The following is a 16,879-nucleotide window of genomic DNA, read 5'->3' as shown; positions in this document are numbered from 1 at the left end:
CGACTGTATCCTTTCTTCCGAAAATCTACCTGGAATCCATCCATGCATCTTAAAGAACTCAAAACCAAAGCCCCCGCGCAGCTTGTCGAAATGGCTGAAGAGCTGGGGGTCGAGGGCGCCTCGACGCTGCGCAAGCAGGACCTGATGTTCTCGATCCTGAAAGAACTCGCCGAAGAGGGCGAGGAAATCATCGGATCGGGCACGATCGAGGTTCTCCCGGACTCGTTCGGTTTCCTGCGCTCGTCCGAAGCAAATTATCTCGCCGGTCCCGACGACATCTATGTCTCGCCGAACCAGGTCCGGAAATATGGCCTGCGCACCGGCGATACCGTCGAGGGCGAAATCCGTGCGCCGAAGGACGGCGAACGTTATTTCGCGCTGACCAAGGTGATCAAGGTCAATTTCGACGATCCGGAGGCGGTGCGTCACCGCGTCAATTTCGATAATCTGACGCCGCTCTATCCGAACCAGAAGCTGTCGCTCGACACGATCGACCCGACGGTCAAGGACAAGTCGGCGCGCGTGATCGACCTCGTCAGCCCGCAGGGCAAGGGCCAGCGCGCGCTGATCGTCGCGCCGCCGCGCACGGGTAAGACCGTGCTGCTGCAGAATATCGCCAAGGCGATCACCGACAACCACCCCGAGGTCTACCTGATTGTCCTCCTCGTCGACGAACGTCCCGAGGAAGTCACCGACATGCAGCGCAGCGTGAAAGGCGAAGTCGTCTCCTCGACCTTCGACGAGCCCGCGACGCGCCACGTCCAGGTCGCCGAAATGGTGATCGAAAAGGCGAAGCGCCTCGTCGAGCACAAGAAGGATGTCGTCATCCTGCTCGACTCGATCACGCGTCTTGGCCGCGCCTACAACACCGTCGTCCCGTCGTCGGGCAAGGTGCTGACCGGCGGCGTCGATGCCAATGCGCTCCAGCGCCCCAAACGCTTCTTCGGTGCCGCGCGCAACATCGAGGAAGGCGGTTCGCTGTCGATTATCGCGACCGCGCTGATCGACACTGGCAGCCGCATGGACGAAGTGATCTTCGAAGAATTCAAGGGCACCGGTAACTCCGAAATCGTGCTCGACCGCAAGGTCGCCGACAAGCGCATCTTCCCGTCGCTCGACGTCGGCAAGTCGGGCACGCGCAAGGAAGAGTTGCTCGTCGAGAAGGACAAGCTTTCGAAAATGTGGGTGCTGCGCCGCATCCTCATGCAGATGGGCACGATCGACGCGATGGAATTCCTGCTCGACAAGATCAAGGATTCGAAGACCAACGAGGATTTCTTCGACAGCATGAATCAATAAGCCATTGCCGAGGCGCGGCCGTTGATCACCGCCTCCCCGGGTTTCATCTCGCTGGAAATTCGCCGCCCGACAGGAACCGGACAGCCTTATCTGCTTTTAGCAGAGTGGCGGTCTGTCAAAGATCATCGCGATGGTTTTCGGCCGTCTGATCGGTATCAGCAGTGGCGAGCGTTGCTGCACCCCTTTTATGACCCTATGCCTACGGTCAGCTATTTCGGAGAATCGCTGTGATCTTGGAATTTTTGGTGCACGCCGGTGCCGCAACCGAGGGATTTGGCGGGGCGGCCGGCATGTGGGCGGCAATCGTCAAGGATTTCTCGAACATCACCGAGCCGGCGGCTTTAGCCGCGTTCTTCCAGGTGCTGATGATCGATCTCGTCCTCGCGGGCGACAATGCGATCGTCGTTGGGGCGCTCGCCGCCGGGCTTCCCGCCGATCAGCGCAAGAAGGTCATCCTGATCGGCGTGCTCGCGGCGCTGGTGCTGCGGATCGGCTTTGCGCTCGTCGTGCAGCAATTGATGGGAATCGTCGGGCTGATTTTTATCGGCGGCATATTGCTTGCCTGGGTGGCCTGGAAAATGTGGCGTGAGCTGCGTCACGCCGGCCAGTCGCACGGCTCGCCCGAGATTGCGGGCGATGAGCATTCGGGCCTGAAGCCCGCCAAGAGCTTTGCCGGCGCCGCCTGGGCGGTCGCCGTTGCCGACGTCAGCATGAGCCTCGACAATGTGCTCGCGGTCGCGGGTGCGGCGCGCGAGCATCCGGGCATCATGATCGTCGGGTTGATCTTTGCCGTTGCCCTGATGGGTCTCGCGGCGAACATCATCGCCAAATATATCGAGCGCTACCGCTGGATCGCCTACATCGGCCTTGCGGTGATCGTCTATGTCGCGGTCAAGATGATCTACGAAGGCTGGGTCGACCCCGGTGTCGGGATCGGGACACTGTTCGGCTAAAAAAGGAAAAGCCAGTCCTTTGCGGGGCTGGCTTTTTTCCTGTCGGCTCCCCATTTGGCGGTCATGCCCGCGCTTCACATGACCCGCGTTGCCGTCGGCTGCGCCGACTATCCGGCGCTTCAGGCGCGGATCGCCAACTATGCGCAAGGCGGTGAAATTCGTTTCACGACGCGGTTCAAGCCGAAGCGCGCCGATGAACTGATCGGCGGCAAACTGCATTTCATCGTCAAGCACACGCTCGTCGCGCGCGTCGAGATTTTGCGCTTCGACGATCGCAGCGACGGGCGGATCGATATCGTCTGTGTGGCGGCGCTCGAACGCATTCATCCGCAGCCCAAACGCGCGCATCAGGGGTGGCGCTATCTGGCCGACGCCGACGCGCCGAAGGGCGTCGACGAGGGCGAAGGACTCGCGGATTTGCCGCCGGAGCTTTACCGCGAGCTTGCGGAGCTCATGCTGATCTAGCGCGCTTGCGCTGCGAGCATCTCGCCCATCTTTTCCCAGACCTTGTTAATCGCCTTTAGCGGTCGGATCATCACTTTGAAATCGCTTATTTTTCCGTCATCGTTCCACGTGATGATGTCGACGCCGTTGATCTGGATGCCGTCGAGGCTGCTCTGGAATTCGAGCATCGCCTGCTCGCCGTCGATTATCTCGCGCAGATAGCGGAAATCGTCGCCGCCGAGGACGTGGCTCGCCGCGTGGAGATAGGCGAAGACCTTGTCGCGCCCTTCCTGCGGCGTGTGGACGACGGGCGAGTGGAATACCGCATCCTCGGCGAGCAGATCCCGGAGCGCCTGCGGGTCGCCGCCGCCCGCCATATAGGCGTGCCAGGCGGCGAGACCGGCCCCCGCGTTCTTTGTGCTCATGCGAGATTCTCGGCGAGGAAGGCGCGCGTGCGGCTGTCGGCGAGTTCGGCCGCCACATCGTCGCGGCGATCGCCGTCGGTTGCCGCAAAGCCGTGATCGAGCCCTTCATAATCGTAGAGTGTTACCTTGGGATGCGGATCGAGCCCCTCGTGCATCTTCGCCTGGGCCTCGGGGCTGACGAAATGGTCGGCGGTCGGGATATGGAGCATGAGCGGCTTGGCGATCGCGTGGCTTTCGTGCAGCATCTGGTCGATCATGACGCCATAATAGCCGACCGACACGTCGATATCGGTGCGCGCCGCGGCCATATAGGCGAGCTTGCCGCCGAGGCAGTAGCCGACGCAGCCGACCTTGGCGGCGCCTTGCCCGTGGAGCCAGCGGATCGCCGCCTCGATGTCCTTGACCCCGTCGTCGACATCATATTGGCCGAGAAGCCGGAGCGCCTCGTTCAACTCGGCTTCGACATCGGGGTTGAGATCGACCCCGGGGGCGAAGCGCCAGAAGAGGTCGGGCGCGATCGCAAGATAGCCCTGCGCCGCCCAATCATCGCATTTCTGGACGATGCCGGCGTTCACCCCGAAAATTTCGGGAATGACGATGATTGCACGCGATGAATCGGCGTCGGGGCGCGCGACATAAGCGGGAACCGTTGCTTCGCCGTCGAGCGTGGGAATGGTCGTGTTGGTCGCGGACATGGGAGGAACTCCTGACTCTTGCTTCTTTGCGGTGAAAGCGCGAAGCTAGCGGGGCTGCGGGCACGGCTCAAGCGGCTTACCGGTATTTCGGGGCGGAGACGGACGATGAAATTCAATATCGAGATCGATTGCACCCCCGAAGAGGCGCGGCGGCTGGTCGGTCTTCCCGATCTCGAGCCGCTGCACGATATCTATCTCGATCGCGTCAAAGAATTGATGGCGAAGGGGATTACGCCCGACATGGTTCAGCAAATGGTCAAGAGCTGGGTGCCGATGGGCGAGAGCGGGCTGGGGCTGGTTCAGTCGCTGATGAGTCAATTCGGCGGCGGATTGATGGGCGGGGCAAGCAAATCGGCTGACATGAGCGCTGACGATAAGCCGGCGCGAGGACGCAAGAGCTGAACCAAGACATATTAAGCGATACGATTTTTGCGTTGTCGAGCGGGATGCCGCCGGCGGCGATCGGTGTCGTGCGCATTAGCGGCCCGCGGGCAGGTGAGGCGTTGCGGCTATTGGCCGGACGGTTGCCCGAAGCGCGGCGGGCATCGCTGGCGGACCTCAAGGATGCAGCGGGCGCGCCGCTCGACCGGGCGCTGATCCTGTGGTTCCCCGGACCGGCGACAGCAACCGGCGAAGATCTGGCCGAACTCCATCTGCACGGTGGCCGCGCGGTGGTCGCCGCGGTCGAGACAGCGCTGAGCGCGATCCAGGGCCTGCGCCCCGCCACCGCCGGCGAGTTTACGCGGCGCGCGTTTCTGAATGGGCGGATCGATCTGGCCGAAGCCGAAGGGCTCGCCGACCTGCTTGCGGCGGAGACCGAAAGCCAGCGGGTGCAGGCGCTCGGGCTGGCAAGTGGGCATGTGTCGCGCGCGGTCGAGGGTTGGCAGGATCGGCTGCTAACGTTGATGGCGGGGGCCGAGGCCGAGCTGAATTTTGCCGATGAGGATGATGTCGAAGTTGGCGAAGTTGTCGCGCGGCGTTTGATTTCGGGGATGGCGGCGCTGGCCGAAGACCTCGGCGCCTGGTTGGCGCGGCCGGCGGCGGAGGTGATCGCCGAGGGGCTGTCGGTGGTGATTGCGGGGCCCCCCAATGCCGGAAAATCGACCTTGATCAATGCGTTGGCGCGGCGCGAATTGGCGATCGTGTCGCCGATAGAAGGAACGACGCGCGATGTTGTCGAGACGTCGCTTGCGCTTGACGGGATCGCGATGCGGTTTTCTGATACGGCCGGGCTGCGTGCGGAAAGCGCCGACGACATCGAAATGATCGGCATCGACCGGGCGAAGGCGGCAGTCGAGGCGGCGGATATCCTGTTATGGCTCGGATCGCCGAAAGAGGCACCCGATCATCCGCGGGCCATATTGATCGCGGCGCAGGCGGATCGCTGGCGCGGCGATGCGGCCGCCGAAGCCGACGCAGCGCATTGCGACCTGATCCTGTCGGCGGTGACGGGAGAGGGGATGGCTAAGCTCCATAAATATATCGTCGACATGGCGCGGACCTTGCTGCCGCGCGAGGGCGAAGCGGCGCTGCGTCAGCGCCAGCGCGCGGCGCTCGCCGAGGCGCGCGATTGGCTGACTATTGACACGAGATCGCGCGAAGCGAGGGATTTAATCCTGCTCGCTGAACGGCTTAGGCTCGCTGGCGGCGCGCTCGACCGGATCACCGGGCGGGCCGGGGTCGAGGACATGCTCGACGCACTGTTCGGGCGCTTCTGCATCGGGAAATGATGTTTCACGTGAAACATCGCCTTGTTCCCGCAATGGTGGATTCACGGGCTGCTTTGCGGTAAGGGTCGCAGCAATCATGCACAGCAGCGAAATTTTTGATGTCATCGTCGTCGGCGGTGGCCACGCCGGAACCGAGGCTGCGGGCGCCGCAGCGCGGCTCGGCGCGCGCGTCGCGCTCGTCAGTTTCGATCCTTCTTTGATCGGTACGATGTCGTGCAACCCGGCGATCGGGGGGCTCGGCAAGGGCCATTTGATGCGCGAGGTCGATGCGCTCGACGGGTGGATGGCGCGCGCCGCCGATGCCGCGGCGATTCACTATCGCATGCTCAACGCATCGAAGGGCGCGGCGGTGCAAGGCCCGCGGATCCAGGCCGACCGGAAGCTATATAGTGAAGCGATCCAGACTTTGCTTGCCGCCGAGGAGAATATCACTGTCGTTACGGGCGAGGCGGCGGCGCTGACGTTGTCGGCTGACGGATCGCGCGTGACGGGTCTCGAACTTGGCGACGGCACGATATTGTCGGCGTCGGCAGTCGTGCTGGCGACGGGCACGTTCCTTGGCGGACTGCTGTTCCGCGGTGAAGAGCGGATGGCAGGCGGACGCATCGGCGAGGCCGGGGCGCAAAAGCTCGCGGGCCAATTGCGTGCGGCCGACTTGCCGATGGCGCGGCTCAAGACGGGAACGCCGCCACGCCTCGATGGACGGACGATAGATTGGGCGCGGCTAGAAGAGCAACCGTCGGACGGCGAGGTTTGGACCTGTTCCACGTGGAACAGCGGGCGGACCGTGCCGCAGATTTTTTGCGCGATCACACGCACCAATGCCGCAAGCCACGCGATCATCGCGGCGAATCTCGATCGCTCGCCGCTGTTCACTGGCGCGATCGGCGCAGCGGGACCGCGCTATTGCCCGTCGATCGAGGACAAGATCCATCGCTTCGCCGACCGCGACGGGCACCAAGTGTTTCTCGAACCCGAGGGGCTCGATTCGTTTCTCGTCTATCCGAACGGGATTTCGACCTCGCTCCCCGCCGATGTCCAGCTCGCGATGCTGCGTACGATGCAGGGACTCGAAACCGTCGAGATGGTCGTGCCCGGCTATGCGGTCGAGTATGACCATATCGATCCGCGCGCGCTCGACCGGACGTTGCAGGTACGCACGATCGGCGGGCTCTATTGCGCTGGCCAGATCAATGGCACCACCGGCTATGAGGAAGCGGCAGCACAGGGACTGATCGCGGGCGCCAATGCGGCGCTGGCCGCGCAGGACCGCGCCCCGCTGATCCTCGACCGATCCGAATCCTATATCGGCGTGATGGTCGACGACCTTGTGCTCCAGGGGGTGACCGAGCCGTATCGCATGCTCACCGCGCGCGCTGAATATCGGCTGCGCCTGCGCGCCGACAATGCCGCGACGCGGCTGACGCCGAAGGGGATCGAGCTGGGGTTGGTGCGACCCGCGACCGTGGTGCTGTTCGAAATGAGGCTGGCTGAACGGGCGTGCGCCGAAGCCCTGCTCGACGCGCCCGTTGCGACGGTCGACTATGGTGCGGTTGGGCTGGCTGTTCCGGGAGACGGGATCGCACGCCGGCGGATCGATCTGCTGCGCTACCCGGATATGACGATCGCCCGGCTGGCTGTTCTGGCACCCGAACTCGAATCGATCGATATGGCGATCCTGTCGGAGATCGCCGAGGATGCACATTATGCACCCTATATCGCACGCCAAGATGCTGAGCTACGCGCGCTTGCCGCGAATGAAGCAATCATGCTCGATTTGGCGCTCGACTATGCGGCGATCGGCGGCCTGTCGCGCGAGATGGTCGAGCGGCTGTCGAAGGCGCGCCCTGAGACATTGGGGCAGGCGGCGCGCATCGATGGCGTGACCCCGGCGGCGCTGACCGCGATCATGGTACATAGCCGGCGGCGCGCGGCGTGAGCTTTCGCCACTACTAAGATCCGTTTGCCCTGAGCTTGTCGAAGGGCCGTTCTTTCTTCTAACGCGAAAGAACGAAGGACGGCGCTTCGACAAGCTCAGCACGAGCGGATAAAAAGGACAGCTTCAGCTTGACGACCGAAATTCTGACCAGCGAAGAAGCCGCGCGCGCCTGGATCGGCGACGCATTCGCACCGACAGCAGCTCATTGGACGAAGCTCGACCGCTTCATCAACATGCTCGTCGCCGAAAGTGCGCAGCAGAATCTGATCGCGGCATCGACAATCCCGACGATGTGGGTCCGGCATATTGCCGACAGCGCGCAGCTTCTGGCGCTCGATACGCGCGACAGCGACGGGCTCTGGATTGATCTGGGGAGCGGGGCGGGGTTGCCGGGGCTGGTTGTCGCGATATTGAGCGCGCGACCGATGCTGCTCGTCGAATCGCGTAAGCGGCGGTGCGACTTTCTCCGCAGCGTCGCCGCCGACCTTGCCCTTGCGCATGTAGAGGTGGTTGAGGCGCCTTTGGAGCGTGTCGAGACGCGGCCCGCGGCGACGATCAGCGCGCGCGCGTTTGCGCCGCTCAACAAGTTGCTCGACTTATCCGCCCGTTTTTCCACCGAAACGACGCACTGGTTGCTGCCAAAAGGCCGAAATGCGGTTAAGGAACTGGCTTTGCTGCCGCAGTCGTGGCAGAATCTGTTTCACGTGGAACAAAGCCGTACCGATGCTGAAAGCCAGATTCTGGTTGGTGTCGGAAATATCCCGGCAAAACAGCGAGGAAAGCGATGATCCGCATTGCCGTGGCGAACCAGAAGGGTGGAGTCGGCAAGACGACGACCGCGATCAATCTGGCGACCGCGCTCGCAGCAACGGGCTGGCGGACGCTGATTATCGACCTCGATCCGCAGGGCAATGCGTCGACGGGGCTGGGAATCAAGCAGTCGCAGCGCGAATGTTCGAGCTATGAACTGCTGCGCGGCGACGCGACGCTTGCTGAATGCGCGATCCCGACCGCGGTGCCGCGGCTCGATATCGTCACCGCGACGGTCGACCTGTCGGGGGCCGAGATTGAGCTGATCGAGTTTCAGGACCGGCTCCATCGTCTGCAACAGGCGCTGTCGACCGCCGAGGCGGGCCAGTGGGATATCTGCCTGATCGACTGCCCACCGTCGCTCGGCATGCTGACGCTCAACGCGCTGATTGCGGCTGAATCGCTGATCGTGCCGTTGCAATGCGAATTTTTCGCGCTCGAGGGGCTCAGCCAGTTGCTGACGACGGTCGAACGCGTGCGCGAGCGTTTCAACCAGAAATTGTCGATCCTCGGCGTCGCGCTGACAATGTTCGACCGGCGCAACCGGCTGACCGACCAGGTATCGGACGATGTGCGCGAAGTGCTCGGCCCCGTGGTGTTCGAGACGGTGATTCCGCGCAATGTCCGCCTGTCCGAAGCGCCGAGCCACGGGTTGCCGGCGCTGATCTACGACCATCGCTGCGCCGGGTCGGCCGCCTATATTGCGCTTGCGCGCGAGCTGATCGACCGGCTTCCCAACGTCCGCAAGGCTGCATAAATGGCTGATAATAAAGACGAAACTGGACAGGATCCGAGCCCATCGCGCAAGCGGCCCTCGGGTCTCGGACGCGGACTCAACGCCTTGTTCGGCGATGTCGCGGTCGAGGCGCCGGTCCTGGCGACTCCCGGAGGAGCGGCGAAGGTAGCCCCGGCGACGGGCGATTCGGTGCAACATGTCGGGGTCGGGTCGATTCGACCGCTGCCGGGTCAGCCGCGCCGCCATTTCGACGAAAATGCGATCGCCGAACTGGCCGATTCGATCGGGCTGCGCGGGCTGTTGCAGCCGATCATCGTCCGCCGGTCACCCGATGGCGACGGCTATCAGCTGGTCGCCGGCGAACGCCGCTGGCGTGCCGCGCAGCGCGCGGGGCTGCATCATATCCCTGCGCTCGTGCGCGAGCTCGACGATGCTGCGACCTATGAGATCGCGCTCGTAGAGAATATCCAGCGCCAGGACCTCAACGCGATTGAAGAGGCGGGCGCCTATCGCCGCCTGATCGACGATTTCGGCCATAATCAGGAAGCGCTCGCCAAGCTCGTCGGCAAATCGCGCAGCCACGTCGCGAATTTGATGCGCTTGCTTGACCTGCCCGCCGGGGTGCAGGAGCTGGTCGGCGACGGGTCGCTCGCTATGGGGCATGCCCGCGCGCTGATCGGCGCCGAGGACGCCGAAGCGATCGCGCGCCGCGTGGTGAAGGAAGGCCTGTCGGTCCGCGCGGTCGAGGCGCTGGTGCGCAGCGACAAGGGCGGCGGCCGCAAGGCGCCGCTCGAATATAAGAGCATGGATGGCGGGCGCGATCCCGATATCGTCGCGGTCGAGCGCCATCTGTCCGAACTGCTCGGCATCGGCGTCGCGATCCAATATGTCGGCGAGGGCAAGGGCGCGCTGACGCTGAAATTCGCGTCGCTCGACCAGCTCGATATGATCTGCCAGCGGTTGAGCGGCGAATCGATCTGATCACCGCATAATTTGTGCCAGTCCGGGCCGTTAAAGAAGAACTGGCGGTACCCACGATCATCCTCATAAGGCACTAAAGTACTGATTTTATTTGGTTGCCTTGAGTGGCATGGGCCAATCCTTGTTGCGCTGTTAACCAATCTTGCTGGCAAAGCCTGAACAGGTCGTCCCCTAAAGACGACGGCGAATGGGGTGGGAAATCCATTCGAAATTCGACTGTTTCAAGGGACCAAATATATGCGCAAAATTGGAATGAAGCGCGCCCTTCTGGGTGCCGCGATTGCTGCCCTCGCCATGAACGCCTCGGCGGCGCATGCGGCGTCGGCAACGGGTACGGCGAAAGCCAAGATCCTGCGCCAGATTACGCTCACCAACACCAGCGATCTGCAATATGCGACGATCATCAGCGGTGCGACCGCGGCGACCGTTGCGGTGTCCACGGGCGGAACGCGTACTTGCGCTGCCGCGCTTACTTGTACCGGTACTGCGACGGCCGCCAACTTCAACGTTGCAGGCACCGAGGGCGCGGTTGTCGTTGTCAGCGGCGATTCAAGCGTGACGCTGACGGGCTCGCTCGGCGGTACAATGGCATCGACGCTGACCTATTCGGCGCCGACCGTCACGCTGAGCGCCACCGGCGGCAGCTTCCAGGTCGGCGGCACGCTGAGCGTCGGCGCCAACCAAGCGTCGGGTGACTATACGGGGACGTTCAACGTCACCGCCAATTACCAATAACTGGGGGGGGCTGGCGGGCTGAGACCCGTCAGCGAGTAAATGGGGTCGCCGGACGCGCGTCTGGCGGCCCTTTTTTATGCACGTTGTTGATGTGGTTAGCGAAATATCAACCATGTTGGGCCAAGCAGGATGCGACCATCGGGACGGTGTGGGGCCGTTTCCCGAAACGATTGTGGGGATCGTATCCATGTTGCGTTTTTTGAAGGGCTTCGGCCTGTTTACCGCGGCTGCGCTCGGCGCCGCGGCGTCGCCGGCTTTGGCCGCCGGCGACCTGCTCGTTGCGCCGACGCGCGTCGTCCTCGACGGATCGCGCGGGACCGAGGTGGTGCTGAACAATATCGGCGCCGAGCCCGCGACCTATCGCATCAGCCTCGAGATCAAAAGGATGACCGGCGAGGGCGGGCTCGACGAGATCGCCGAGGAAAATGTGACGGCGGCCGAGCGGCGTGCGCTCGACATGATTGCCTTCAGCCCGCGCCGCGTCACGTTGCCGCCGAATCAGCCGCAGGTCGTACGCGTCGGGGTTCGCGTGCCCGAAGGCACGCCGCCGGGCGAATATCGCGCACATATGCTGTTCCGCGCGGTGCCCGACGCGGTCGCGGCGGTGCCTGCCGATCCCGCCAAGCCCGAGAACGAAGGTGTGTCGATCGCGCTCACGCCGATTTACGGGATCACGATTCCAGTGATCGTGCGCGTGGGCGACCTTGGGGCCGAGGCGTCGATCGGCGAGGCGTGGGTGAGTGAGACGCAGGATGGGCCGGCGTTCAATTTCGACCTCACGCGCACGGGCAACCGCTCGGTCTATGGCGATATCCAGGTGACGCGCCCGGGCGTGCCCGAGCCGCTGCTCGTCGCGCGCGGCATCGCGGTCTATCCGGAGGTCGCCGCGCGGAAGGTGTCGCTTCGCGTGCCCAGCGAACTCGCGGCGAAGCTCAAGGGGCCGGTGCATATTCGTTATAGCGAAGACCGTGAAATCGGCGGCGGCACGATCGACGAGGCCGAGCGGGTGGTGAAATGATGGCGTAAGGCCGGAGCGAAGCGGGCGGGACGATGATCCGCGCGGCGCTCTCTCGATGGAAACCGGCGATATTGGCCGGGTTGGCGCTGGTGGGGCTGGTCCCCGCCGGCGCTCTGGCGGTTGAGAAAAAGCCTGTTTCGCTTGCCGAGGACAATTGGGCACCGAGCGAGGACGACAGCTGGCTGTTCGATGTGCGATCGGGGCAATATCGGCTCGGCGACGGAGTGCGCGGATATCAGACGCCGCAGGGCGTGTGCGTCGACCTGGGCGATGTCGTGCTCGCGCTGGACTTGGCGGTGCGCGTCGACAAGAAGTTGCGCCGCGCAACCGGATGGGTGTTCGACGAGCGCCGCAGCCTGACGATCGACCGCGACGCGGGCGACGTGCGCGCGGGGAGCCAGAGTTTCCGGCTGGGCCCGACGACGATCCGCGACACGCAGGCAGGGTGGTGCGTCGACCTAGATAGCCTCAACATCTGGCTTGGCGTGCCGCTGACCGCCGATATGTCGAACGCGGTGCTGCGTATCGACAGCAAGGACAAACTGCCGTTCCAGCTCGCCGCCGAACGTCGCGCGCGGGCGGGGGGGATACGGCCGGAGGTGCAGTTTGACCTCGCAAGCCTTCCGCAGACGGCGCGGCCGTATCAGGCGTGGGCGACGCCGTCGGTCGATGTCGTCGCGTCGGCGGGCGTCGTGTCGGACAAGCGCGGTGGATCCTATGTGCAGGGGCGCTACGAGATTTTCGCGGCGGGCGAGGTGCTCGGACAGAGTTTCGACGCGCGGCTGTCGTCGGACAATGGGGGGGTGCCCGACAGCTTACGCATGCGGCTCTATCGCACTGATCCGCAGGGGCGGCTGCTCGGGCCGCTGAAGGCGACGCATTATGCCGTGGGTGACGTCAGCCTGTTGTCGACGGGAATCGTTGCCTCCTCGGCGCCGGGGCGCGGCGCGGTGCTCACCAATCGGCCGATCGAGCGGCCCGATGCCTTCGACAAAACGACCTTCCGCGGCGACCTGCCCGCGGGCTGGGATGCCGAATTGTATCGCAACGGGCAATTGCTCGCCTTTACGAACCCGAATGGCGACGGGCGCTACGAGTTCATCGATGTGCCGCTGCAATATGGCGCGAACCGCTTCGAGATCGTGCTCTATGGGCCGCAAGGCCAGATTCGGCGTGAAATCAAGCAGGTACAGGTAGGGATGGATTCGATCCCGCCGCAGCAGACCTGGTACTGGGCGGGGATCGCGCAGGAAAATGCCGATCTGATCGAGTTCGGGAACCAGCGGCGCGGAGCGTTTCGGCGCGGGTGGCGCGGGAGCGCGGGTATCGAGCGTGGGCTCGATACGCGCACGTCCGCGGCGGCCTATTTTCACAGCCTGCTGATCGAGAATGTTCGGTACAATTATGGCGAACTCGCGCTGCGGCGGTCGATCGGGCCGACCTTGCTCGAGGTTGGCGGTAGCTATGCCGACACTTCGCGAGGAGGTGGGGGCGGCGTAGCAGCACGCGCAAGCTGGCTCGCGGCGTTCGGCGAAACCTATGTTCGCGCCGATGCGATGCGCGGCTGGGGCGGGTTCGTGTCTGACCGTTTCATCAACAATATTAACGGTCTTTATTCGATCTCGCTCGACCAGTCGGTGAAATTGGGACAAACGGTTTTGCCACTGCATTTCGACGTTCGGCAGGTCGAGCGGCGATCGGGGATCGAAAGCCTCGAAGCCAGCGCGCGCGCGTCGGCGAGCTTCCGCGCGCTGACCTTTACCGGCCAGCTCGACTGGAGCCGGACCAAAGTGCCGATCGGGCCCGATCCGCCCGACAATCTGACCGCCAGCCTGCTTGCCAACGCCCGTATCGGGCGTGTTCGCGTCCGGGGAGAGGCGCGTTTTGCACTGTCGGGCGACAATGGCGATACGCGCATGGCGCTGGTCGGCGAATGGGCGGGGAAGGGCGACGCCGAATGGCGGGCCGAGCTCGGCTATGACCGCGGGCTCGACCGCGCACGCGTCGGTGTGGGATATACGCGTCGCTTCAACAAGTTGCAGCTGACGGGGTTCGGCGAAGTCGCGAGCGACGGGTCGGTCGCGGCGTCGCTGGCGCTCGCTTTTAGCTTCGGTCCCAAGCCCAGCGGCGGCTGGCGCGTGTCGAGCGAAAAGCTCGCGAGCCGCGGCCAGGTGATCGCCGACGTATGGATGGATGATAATGGCGATGGCATTCGTCAGCCGGGTGAAGCTGCGCTTCCCGGGGTGCCGCTGACCGCAGGCAACGCCTATGTCGATTCCGCGACCGACAAGGATGGGCGCGGGACGATCGACGGGCTTGAGCCTTTCCGCCCGGTGTTGATCGGCATCGACGCGGGCAGCCTGCCCGATCCCTATGTCCAGCCCGCGCTGCCCGGCGTCGTCGTGTCGCCGCGGCCCGGGGTCGCGACGCGCGTTGCGCTGCCGATGGCGGCGGCGGGCGAGATCGAGGGGGTGCTGCGCCGCGACGGCGGCAACCCGATCGAGGGGCTGGGGGTCGAACTGGTCGATGCCGAGGGGCGCGTGCGCGCGACGACGATTAGCGAGTTCGACGGATATTTCCTTTTCGAAGGCGTCGCTTATGGGCGCTACATGGTGCGACTGGGCAAGGCGTCGGCGGCCGCGCTGCGGCTCGACGGCGTCTTTGCGATCGCCGCCGTACCCGGCAAGGCGACTCCGCGCGTCCGGCTCGGCACGCTGGTGCTGAAGCCGCTGCGGCGCGATGTCGCGCTGCAGGACGAAGCATCCGACAGCCATGGCGCGCGCGGACCGCCGGGTGGCGGCGATGGCCCGCGATAGATGCGTGGGCGGTTTTGGGGGCGAGAAGGACAATGGGACGCGCCGCCAATCTTCGCTACACGCTGGCCACCAAAGGAATACGGCCGTATACCTCCCTATAGGTTGCCCTGCTAATGCAGGTTCCCTCATTTCTGTGCGCGCTTTTGGACCGTAACCGATGCCCAGAATCCGCGCATGGGTTTAACGAAAGATGCGTCTGCTGCTGTATGGATTCACCCGATAAAACTTTGGAAGTTCTAGGCTGGAAGGTCCATTTTCGAGAACAGGTCACCGACGAGGAAGCCCGGCAATGCCATCCCGTCCGGGTAATGGCTGTCCATCGCGGCAAGATCGACGTTGCGGGCGCCGAATTTCAGCGCTTCATTTCGCCCTATATTCTAGGCGCCGCGCCGTCGGACGATCATCCGACCGTCGGGGACTGGTTGCTTGTCGATCGCGACACATTCCAGCCCATACGCGTCCTTCGTCGAACGAGCCTGTTCAAGCGGCGCGCACCAGGCGATCCCCGCAAAGAGCAGATGATCGCCGCCAACGTCGACACGCTGTTCATTGTCGCATCGTGCAACCAGGATTTCAGCGTCGCCCGGCTGGAGCGCTATCTGGTGCTGGCGCGCGAGGTTGGAGTGAACCCGGTCGTGGTACTCACCAAGACCGACCTGACCGACGACCCGGAGATTTTTGCAGCGGCCGCGCGCGCGATCGAACCGGGATTGCGCGTCGAAGCGGTCAACGGCCGCGACCCCGACAGTGTCGCTCGCCTCGCCGCATGGTGCGGCAAGGGCGAAACCGTTGCGCTTCTGGGATCGTCGGGCGTCGGGAAATCGACGCTCGTAAACACTCTGCGCGGATCGGACAGCATCGCCACTCAAGCGATCCGCGCCCGCGACGGTACCGGTCGCCACACGACCACGGTGCGCGAGATGCATCGACTCGATGGAGGCGGCTGGCTGCTCGACACGCCCGGTATGCGCGAGCTGCAACTGTCCGACGCGGCCACCGGAATATCGGAAGTTTTCGACGATTTTATCGTTGTGGCGCAACATTGCCGCTTTTCCGACTGCGCGCATGGTGTCGAGCCAGGCTGTGCCGTCCGGGCGGCGATTGGCGAGGGCAAATTGACGACTGAGCGTTTCGATCGCTGGCGGAAACTGGCGGCCGAGGACAACGTCAATCCTTCGCATTTCAAGACGCGCGCGCCGAATTGACAGATTCGCCGGGAATTCCGGAATCTTCAGAGGGGCGTGGGCGCGGCGCTCCCGGCTGTGTCGGTCGTTGATCAATATCAGCTTAGCAGCGGCTCCAGCGCGTCCCATTCGCGGTCGACCGCCCTTCGCCCCGCATCGATCGCTGCGCGGATTTTCGCGGGGTTGAATTCGAGTGTTTCGGCAACCTCTTCCTCGGGCTCGATGATGCGGATCGGCGCGAAGCGATAGCGCGCGATCTGGACGTCGAGCGGGCGGAGGATGCGCGCGGCCTGCGCGCCGCCGATGCCTTCGCTTTGCAGCGCACGAAGCTGACCCTCGCGCGCGGCGATCAGGTCGTTGATCAACGCCGCGCCGGCAAGGTCGTTCGCCGATACTTCGGACTGGAGGATATCGACCGCGCGCAGCCCGATCTTGATGAGGTTGGGGAAGGTGCGCACCGGGCCCGGATGTGGCGCGGGGGAGGCGCGCACCGCGATCACCCCGCGCGGGTTCATTTCGAGCGCGGCGCTGAGCGGGGTCACGTCGCGCACCCCGCCGTCGACCCATTGTTCCTCGGTGCCGTCGCTCGCGCGCGTTTTCAGCGGATCGAAGAAGAGCGGCATCGCGCAGCTGGCATAGACCCAATTGTGGATGCCGGGCACGCTCTCGTCGATGCTGCGAAAGGTGCCGGTGCCGAGATTGACGACGCCGAGGAGTAGCTTGCGCCCGCTCGCGCGCAGCTTTGCGTCGTTCGCGAACCCCTTGAGCAGCCGCTTGAGCGGCGCGGTGTCGTAGAGCGCATCCTCGCCGAGCAGCCCGCCAATAACGCCGAGCGGTCGCTCCTTGTAGATCGAGCTGTTGCCGCGGATGCCGAGCCAGGCGTCGAGCAGCCCCGGCACATCGTCCTGCGCCACCCCGAGCGCCTGGATCGCGCCGGTCGACACGCCGGCGACGATATCGAGCCGGACGCCGCGATTGACGACGAGTTCGTGGACGACGCCGACCTGAAACGCGCCTTTCGCGCCGCCGCCGCTCAATATGATTGCCAGACCGCCTGCCATGCCGTGCGCCTCCTTGGCCAGAATGGTTTTACAGCAAAACGCGCCGCGTCCCA

17 protein-coding genes are annotated in these 16,879 nt (G+C 64.2%); 14 read left to right on the top strand and 3 right to left on the bottom strand.

Translation table 11 applies throughout. The features are described from left to right. The first annotated feature begins 42 nt into the window (after positions 1-42). The 4 genes from rho (at position 43) to SKP52_RS20530 (ending at position 2,717) form a co-directional block, all read left to right on the top strand. On the top strand, positions 43-1,299 hold the full coding sequence (gene rho / locus SKP52_RS20540) for a transcription termination factor Rho (protein WP_039578193.1): 1,257 nt from the start codon (positions 43-45) through the stop codon (positions 1,297-1,299). Between the two features lie 21 nt (positions 1,300-1,320). Continuing rightward, positions 1,321-1,530, top strand: coding sequence for an antibiotic biosynthesis monooxygenase family protein (locus SKP52_RS26290; RefSeq protein ID WP_228383717.1), 210 nt, complete (start codon positions 1,321-1,323; stop codon positions 1,528-1,530). A gap of 59 nt (positions 1,531-1,589) precedes the next feature. After that, positions 1,590-2,252 carry a TerC family protein gene (locus tag SKP52_RS20535; protein ID WP_187337305.1) on the top strand — a complete coding sequence of 221 codons (663 nt, stop codon included), beginning with the start codon at positions 1,590-1,592 and terminating at the stop codon, positions 2,250-2,252. A gap of 63 nt (positions 2,253-2,315) precedes the next feature. Then, positions 2,316-2,717, top strand: a complete 402-nt coding sequence (locus SKP52_RS20530; RefSeq protein WP_039578189.1) for a DUF1489 family protein — start codon at positions 2,316-2,318, stop codon at positions 2,715-2,717. On the opposite strand, the gene SKP52_RS20525 is transcribed toward SKP52_RS20530, so the two are convergent. Both SKP52_RS20525 and SKP52_RS20520 read right to left on the bottom strand, forming a co-directional pair. Then, a complete protein-coding gene (locus tag SKP52_RS20525; RefSeq protein WP_039578185.1) occupies positions 2,714-3,121 on the bottom strand; it encodes a nuclear transport factor 2 family protein in 408 nt (135 codons plus the stop codon). The genes SKP52_RS20530 and SKP52_RS20525 overlap by 4 nt on opposite strands. After that, positions 3,118-3,816, bottom strand: coding sequence for a dienelactone hydrolase family protein (locus tag SKP52_RS20520; protein ID WP_039578182.1), 699 nt, complete (start codon positions 3,814-3,816; stop codon positions 3,118-3,120). The genes SKP52_RS20525 and SKP52_RS20520 overlap by 4 nt, the downstream gene beginning before the upstream one ends. A 105-nt stretch (positions 3,817-3,921) precedes the next feature. On the opposite strand from SKP52_RS20520, the gene SKP52_RS20515 reads away from it, so the two are divergent. The 10 genes from SKP52_RS20515 to rsgA all read left to right on the top strand — a co-directional run bounded on the left by SKP52_RS20515 (position 3,922) and on the right by rsgA (position 15,786). Next, the gene (locus tag SKP52_RS20515) at positions 3,922-4,218 is read left to right on the top strand and encodes a DUF6489 family protein (protein ID WP_039578180.1); all 297 of its coding nucleotides are present in this window, start codon (positions 3,922-3,924) and stop codon (positions 4,216-4,218) included. A gap of 44 nt (positions 4,219-4,262) precedes the next feature. Continuing rightward, a complete protein-coding gene (mnmE, locus tag SKP52_RS20510) occupies positions 4,263-5,546 on the top strand; it encodes a tRNA uridine-5-carboxymethylaminomethyl(34) synthesis GTPase MnmE (RefSeq protein WP_039578174.1) in 1,284 nt (427 codons plus the stop codon). 76 nt (positions 5,547-5,622) lie between these two features. Continuing rightward, on the top strand, positions 5,623-7,485 hold the full coding sequence (gene mnmG / locus SKP52_RS20505; protein ID WP_039578171.1) for a tRNA uridine-5-carboxymethylaminomethyl(34) synthesis enzyme MnmG: 1,863 nt from the start codon (positions 5,623-5,625) through the stop codon (positions 7,483-7,485). Between the two features lie 128 nt (positions 7,486-7,613). Beyond that, positions 7,614-8,273: a 16S rRNA (guanine(527)-N(7))-methyltransferase RsmG gene (gene rsmG / locus SKP52_RS20500; protein WP_081997460.1), complete on the top strand. Its 660-nt coding sequence runs from the start codon at positions 7,614-7,616 to the stop codon at positions 8,271-8,273. After that, positions 8,270-9,052 (top strand): ParA family protein, encoded by a 783-nt coding sequence (locus SKP52_RS20495; protein WP_039578168.1) that lies wholly within the window; start codon positions 8,270-8,272, stop codon positions 9,050-9,052. The genes rsmG and SKP52_RS20495 overlap by 4 nt, the downstream gene beginning before the upstream one ends. Continuing rightward, positions 9,053-10,012, top strand: a complete 960-nt coding sequence (locus tag SKP52_RS20490; protein ID WP_039578165.1) for a ParB/RepB/Spo0J family partition protein — start codon at positions 9,053-9,055, stop codon at positions 10,010-10,012. A gap of 237 nt (positions 10,013-10,249) precedes the next feature. Beyond that, positions 10,250-10,747, top strand: coding sequence for a DUF4402 domain-containing protein (locus SKP52_RS20485; protein ID WP_039578162.1), 498 nt, complete (start codon positions 10,250-10,252; stop codon positions 10,745-10,747). A 187-nt stretch (positions 10,748-10,934) separates the two neighbouring features. Then, a complete protein-coding gene (locus SKP52_RS20480; protein ID WP_039578160.1) occupies positions 10,935-11,765 on the top strand; it encodes a fimbrial biogenesis chaperone in 831 nt (276 codons plus the stop codon). A gap of 32 nt (positions 11,766-11,797) precedes the next feature. Further along, positions 11,798-14,581: an MSCRAMM family protein gene (locus SKP52_RS20475; RefSeq protein ID WP_039578158.1), complete on the top strand. Its 2,784-nt coding sequence runs from the start codon at positions 11,798-11,800 to the stop codon at positions 14,579-14,581. 206 nt (positions 14,582-14,787) lie between these two features. Continuing rightward, on the top strand, positions 14,788-15,786 hold the full coding sequence (gene rsgA, locus SKP52_RS20470) for a ribosome small subunit-dependent GTPase A (protein ID WP_039578156.1): 999 nt from the start codon (positions 14,788-14,790) through the stop codon (positions 15,784-15,786). A gap of 77 nt (positions 15,787-15,863) precedes the next feature. Here rsgA and SKP52_RS20465 read toward each other — a convergent pair whose 3' ends face one another. Continuing rightward, complete coding sequence (locus tag SKP52_RS20465; protein WP_039578154.1) at positions 15,864-16,826, bottom strand: patatin-like phospholipase family protein; 963 nt, start codon at positions 16,824-16,826, stop codon at positions 15,864-15,866. Between the last annotated feature and the right edge of the window lie 53 nt (positions 16,827-16,879).

The sequence above is a fragment of the Sphingopyxis fribergensis genome, from assembly GCF_000803645.1.
GTDB classification, from domain to species: Bacteria; Pseudomonadota; Alphaproteobacteria; order Sphingomonadales; family Sphingomonadaceae; genus Sphingopyxis; species Sphingopyxis fribergensis.
Note: the sequence above shows the minus strand (reverse complement) of the source record. Positions and strands in the feature narration are given on the sequence as shown.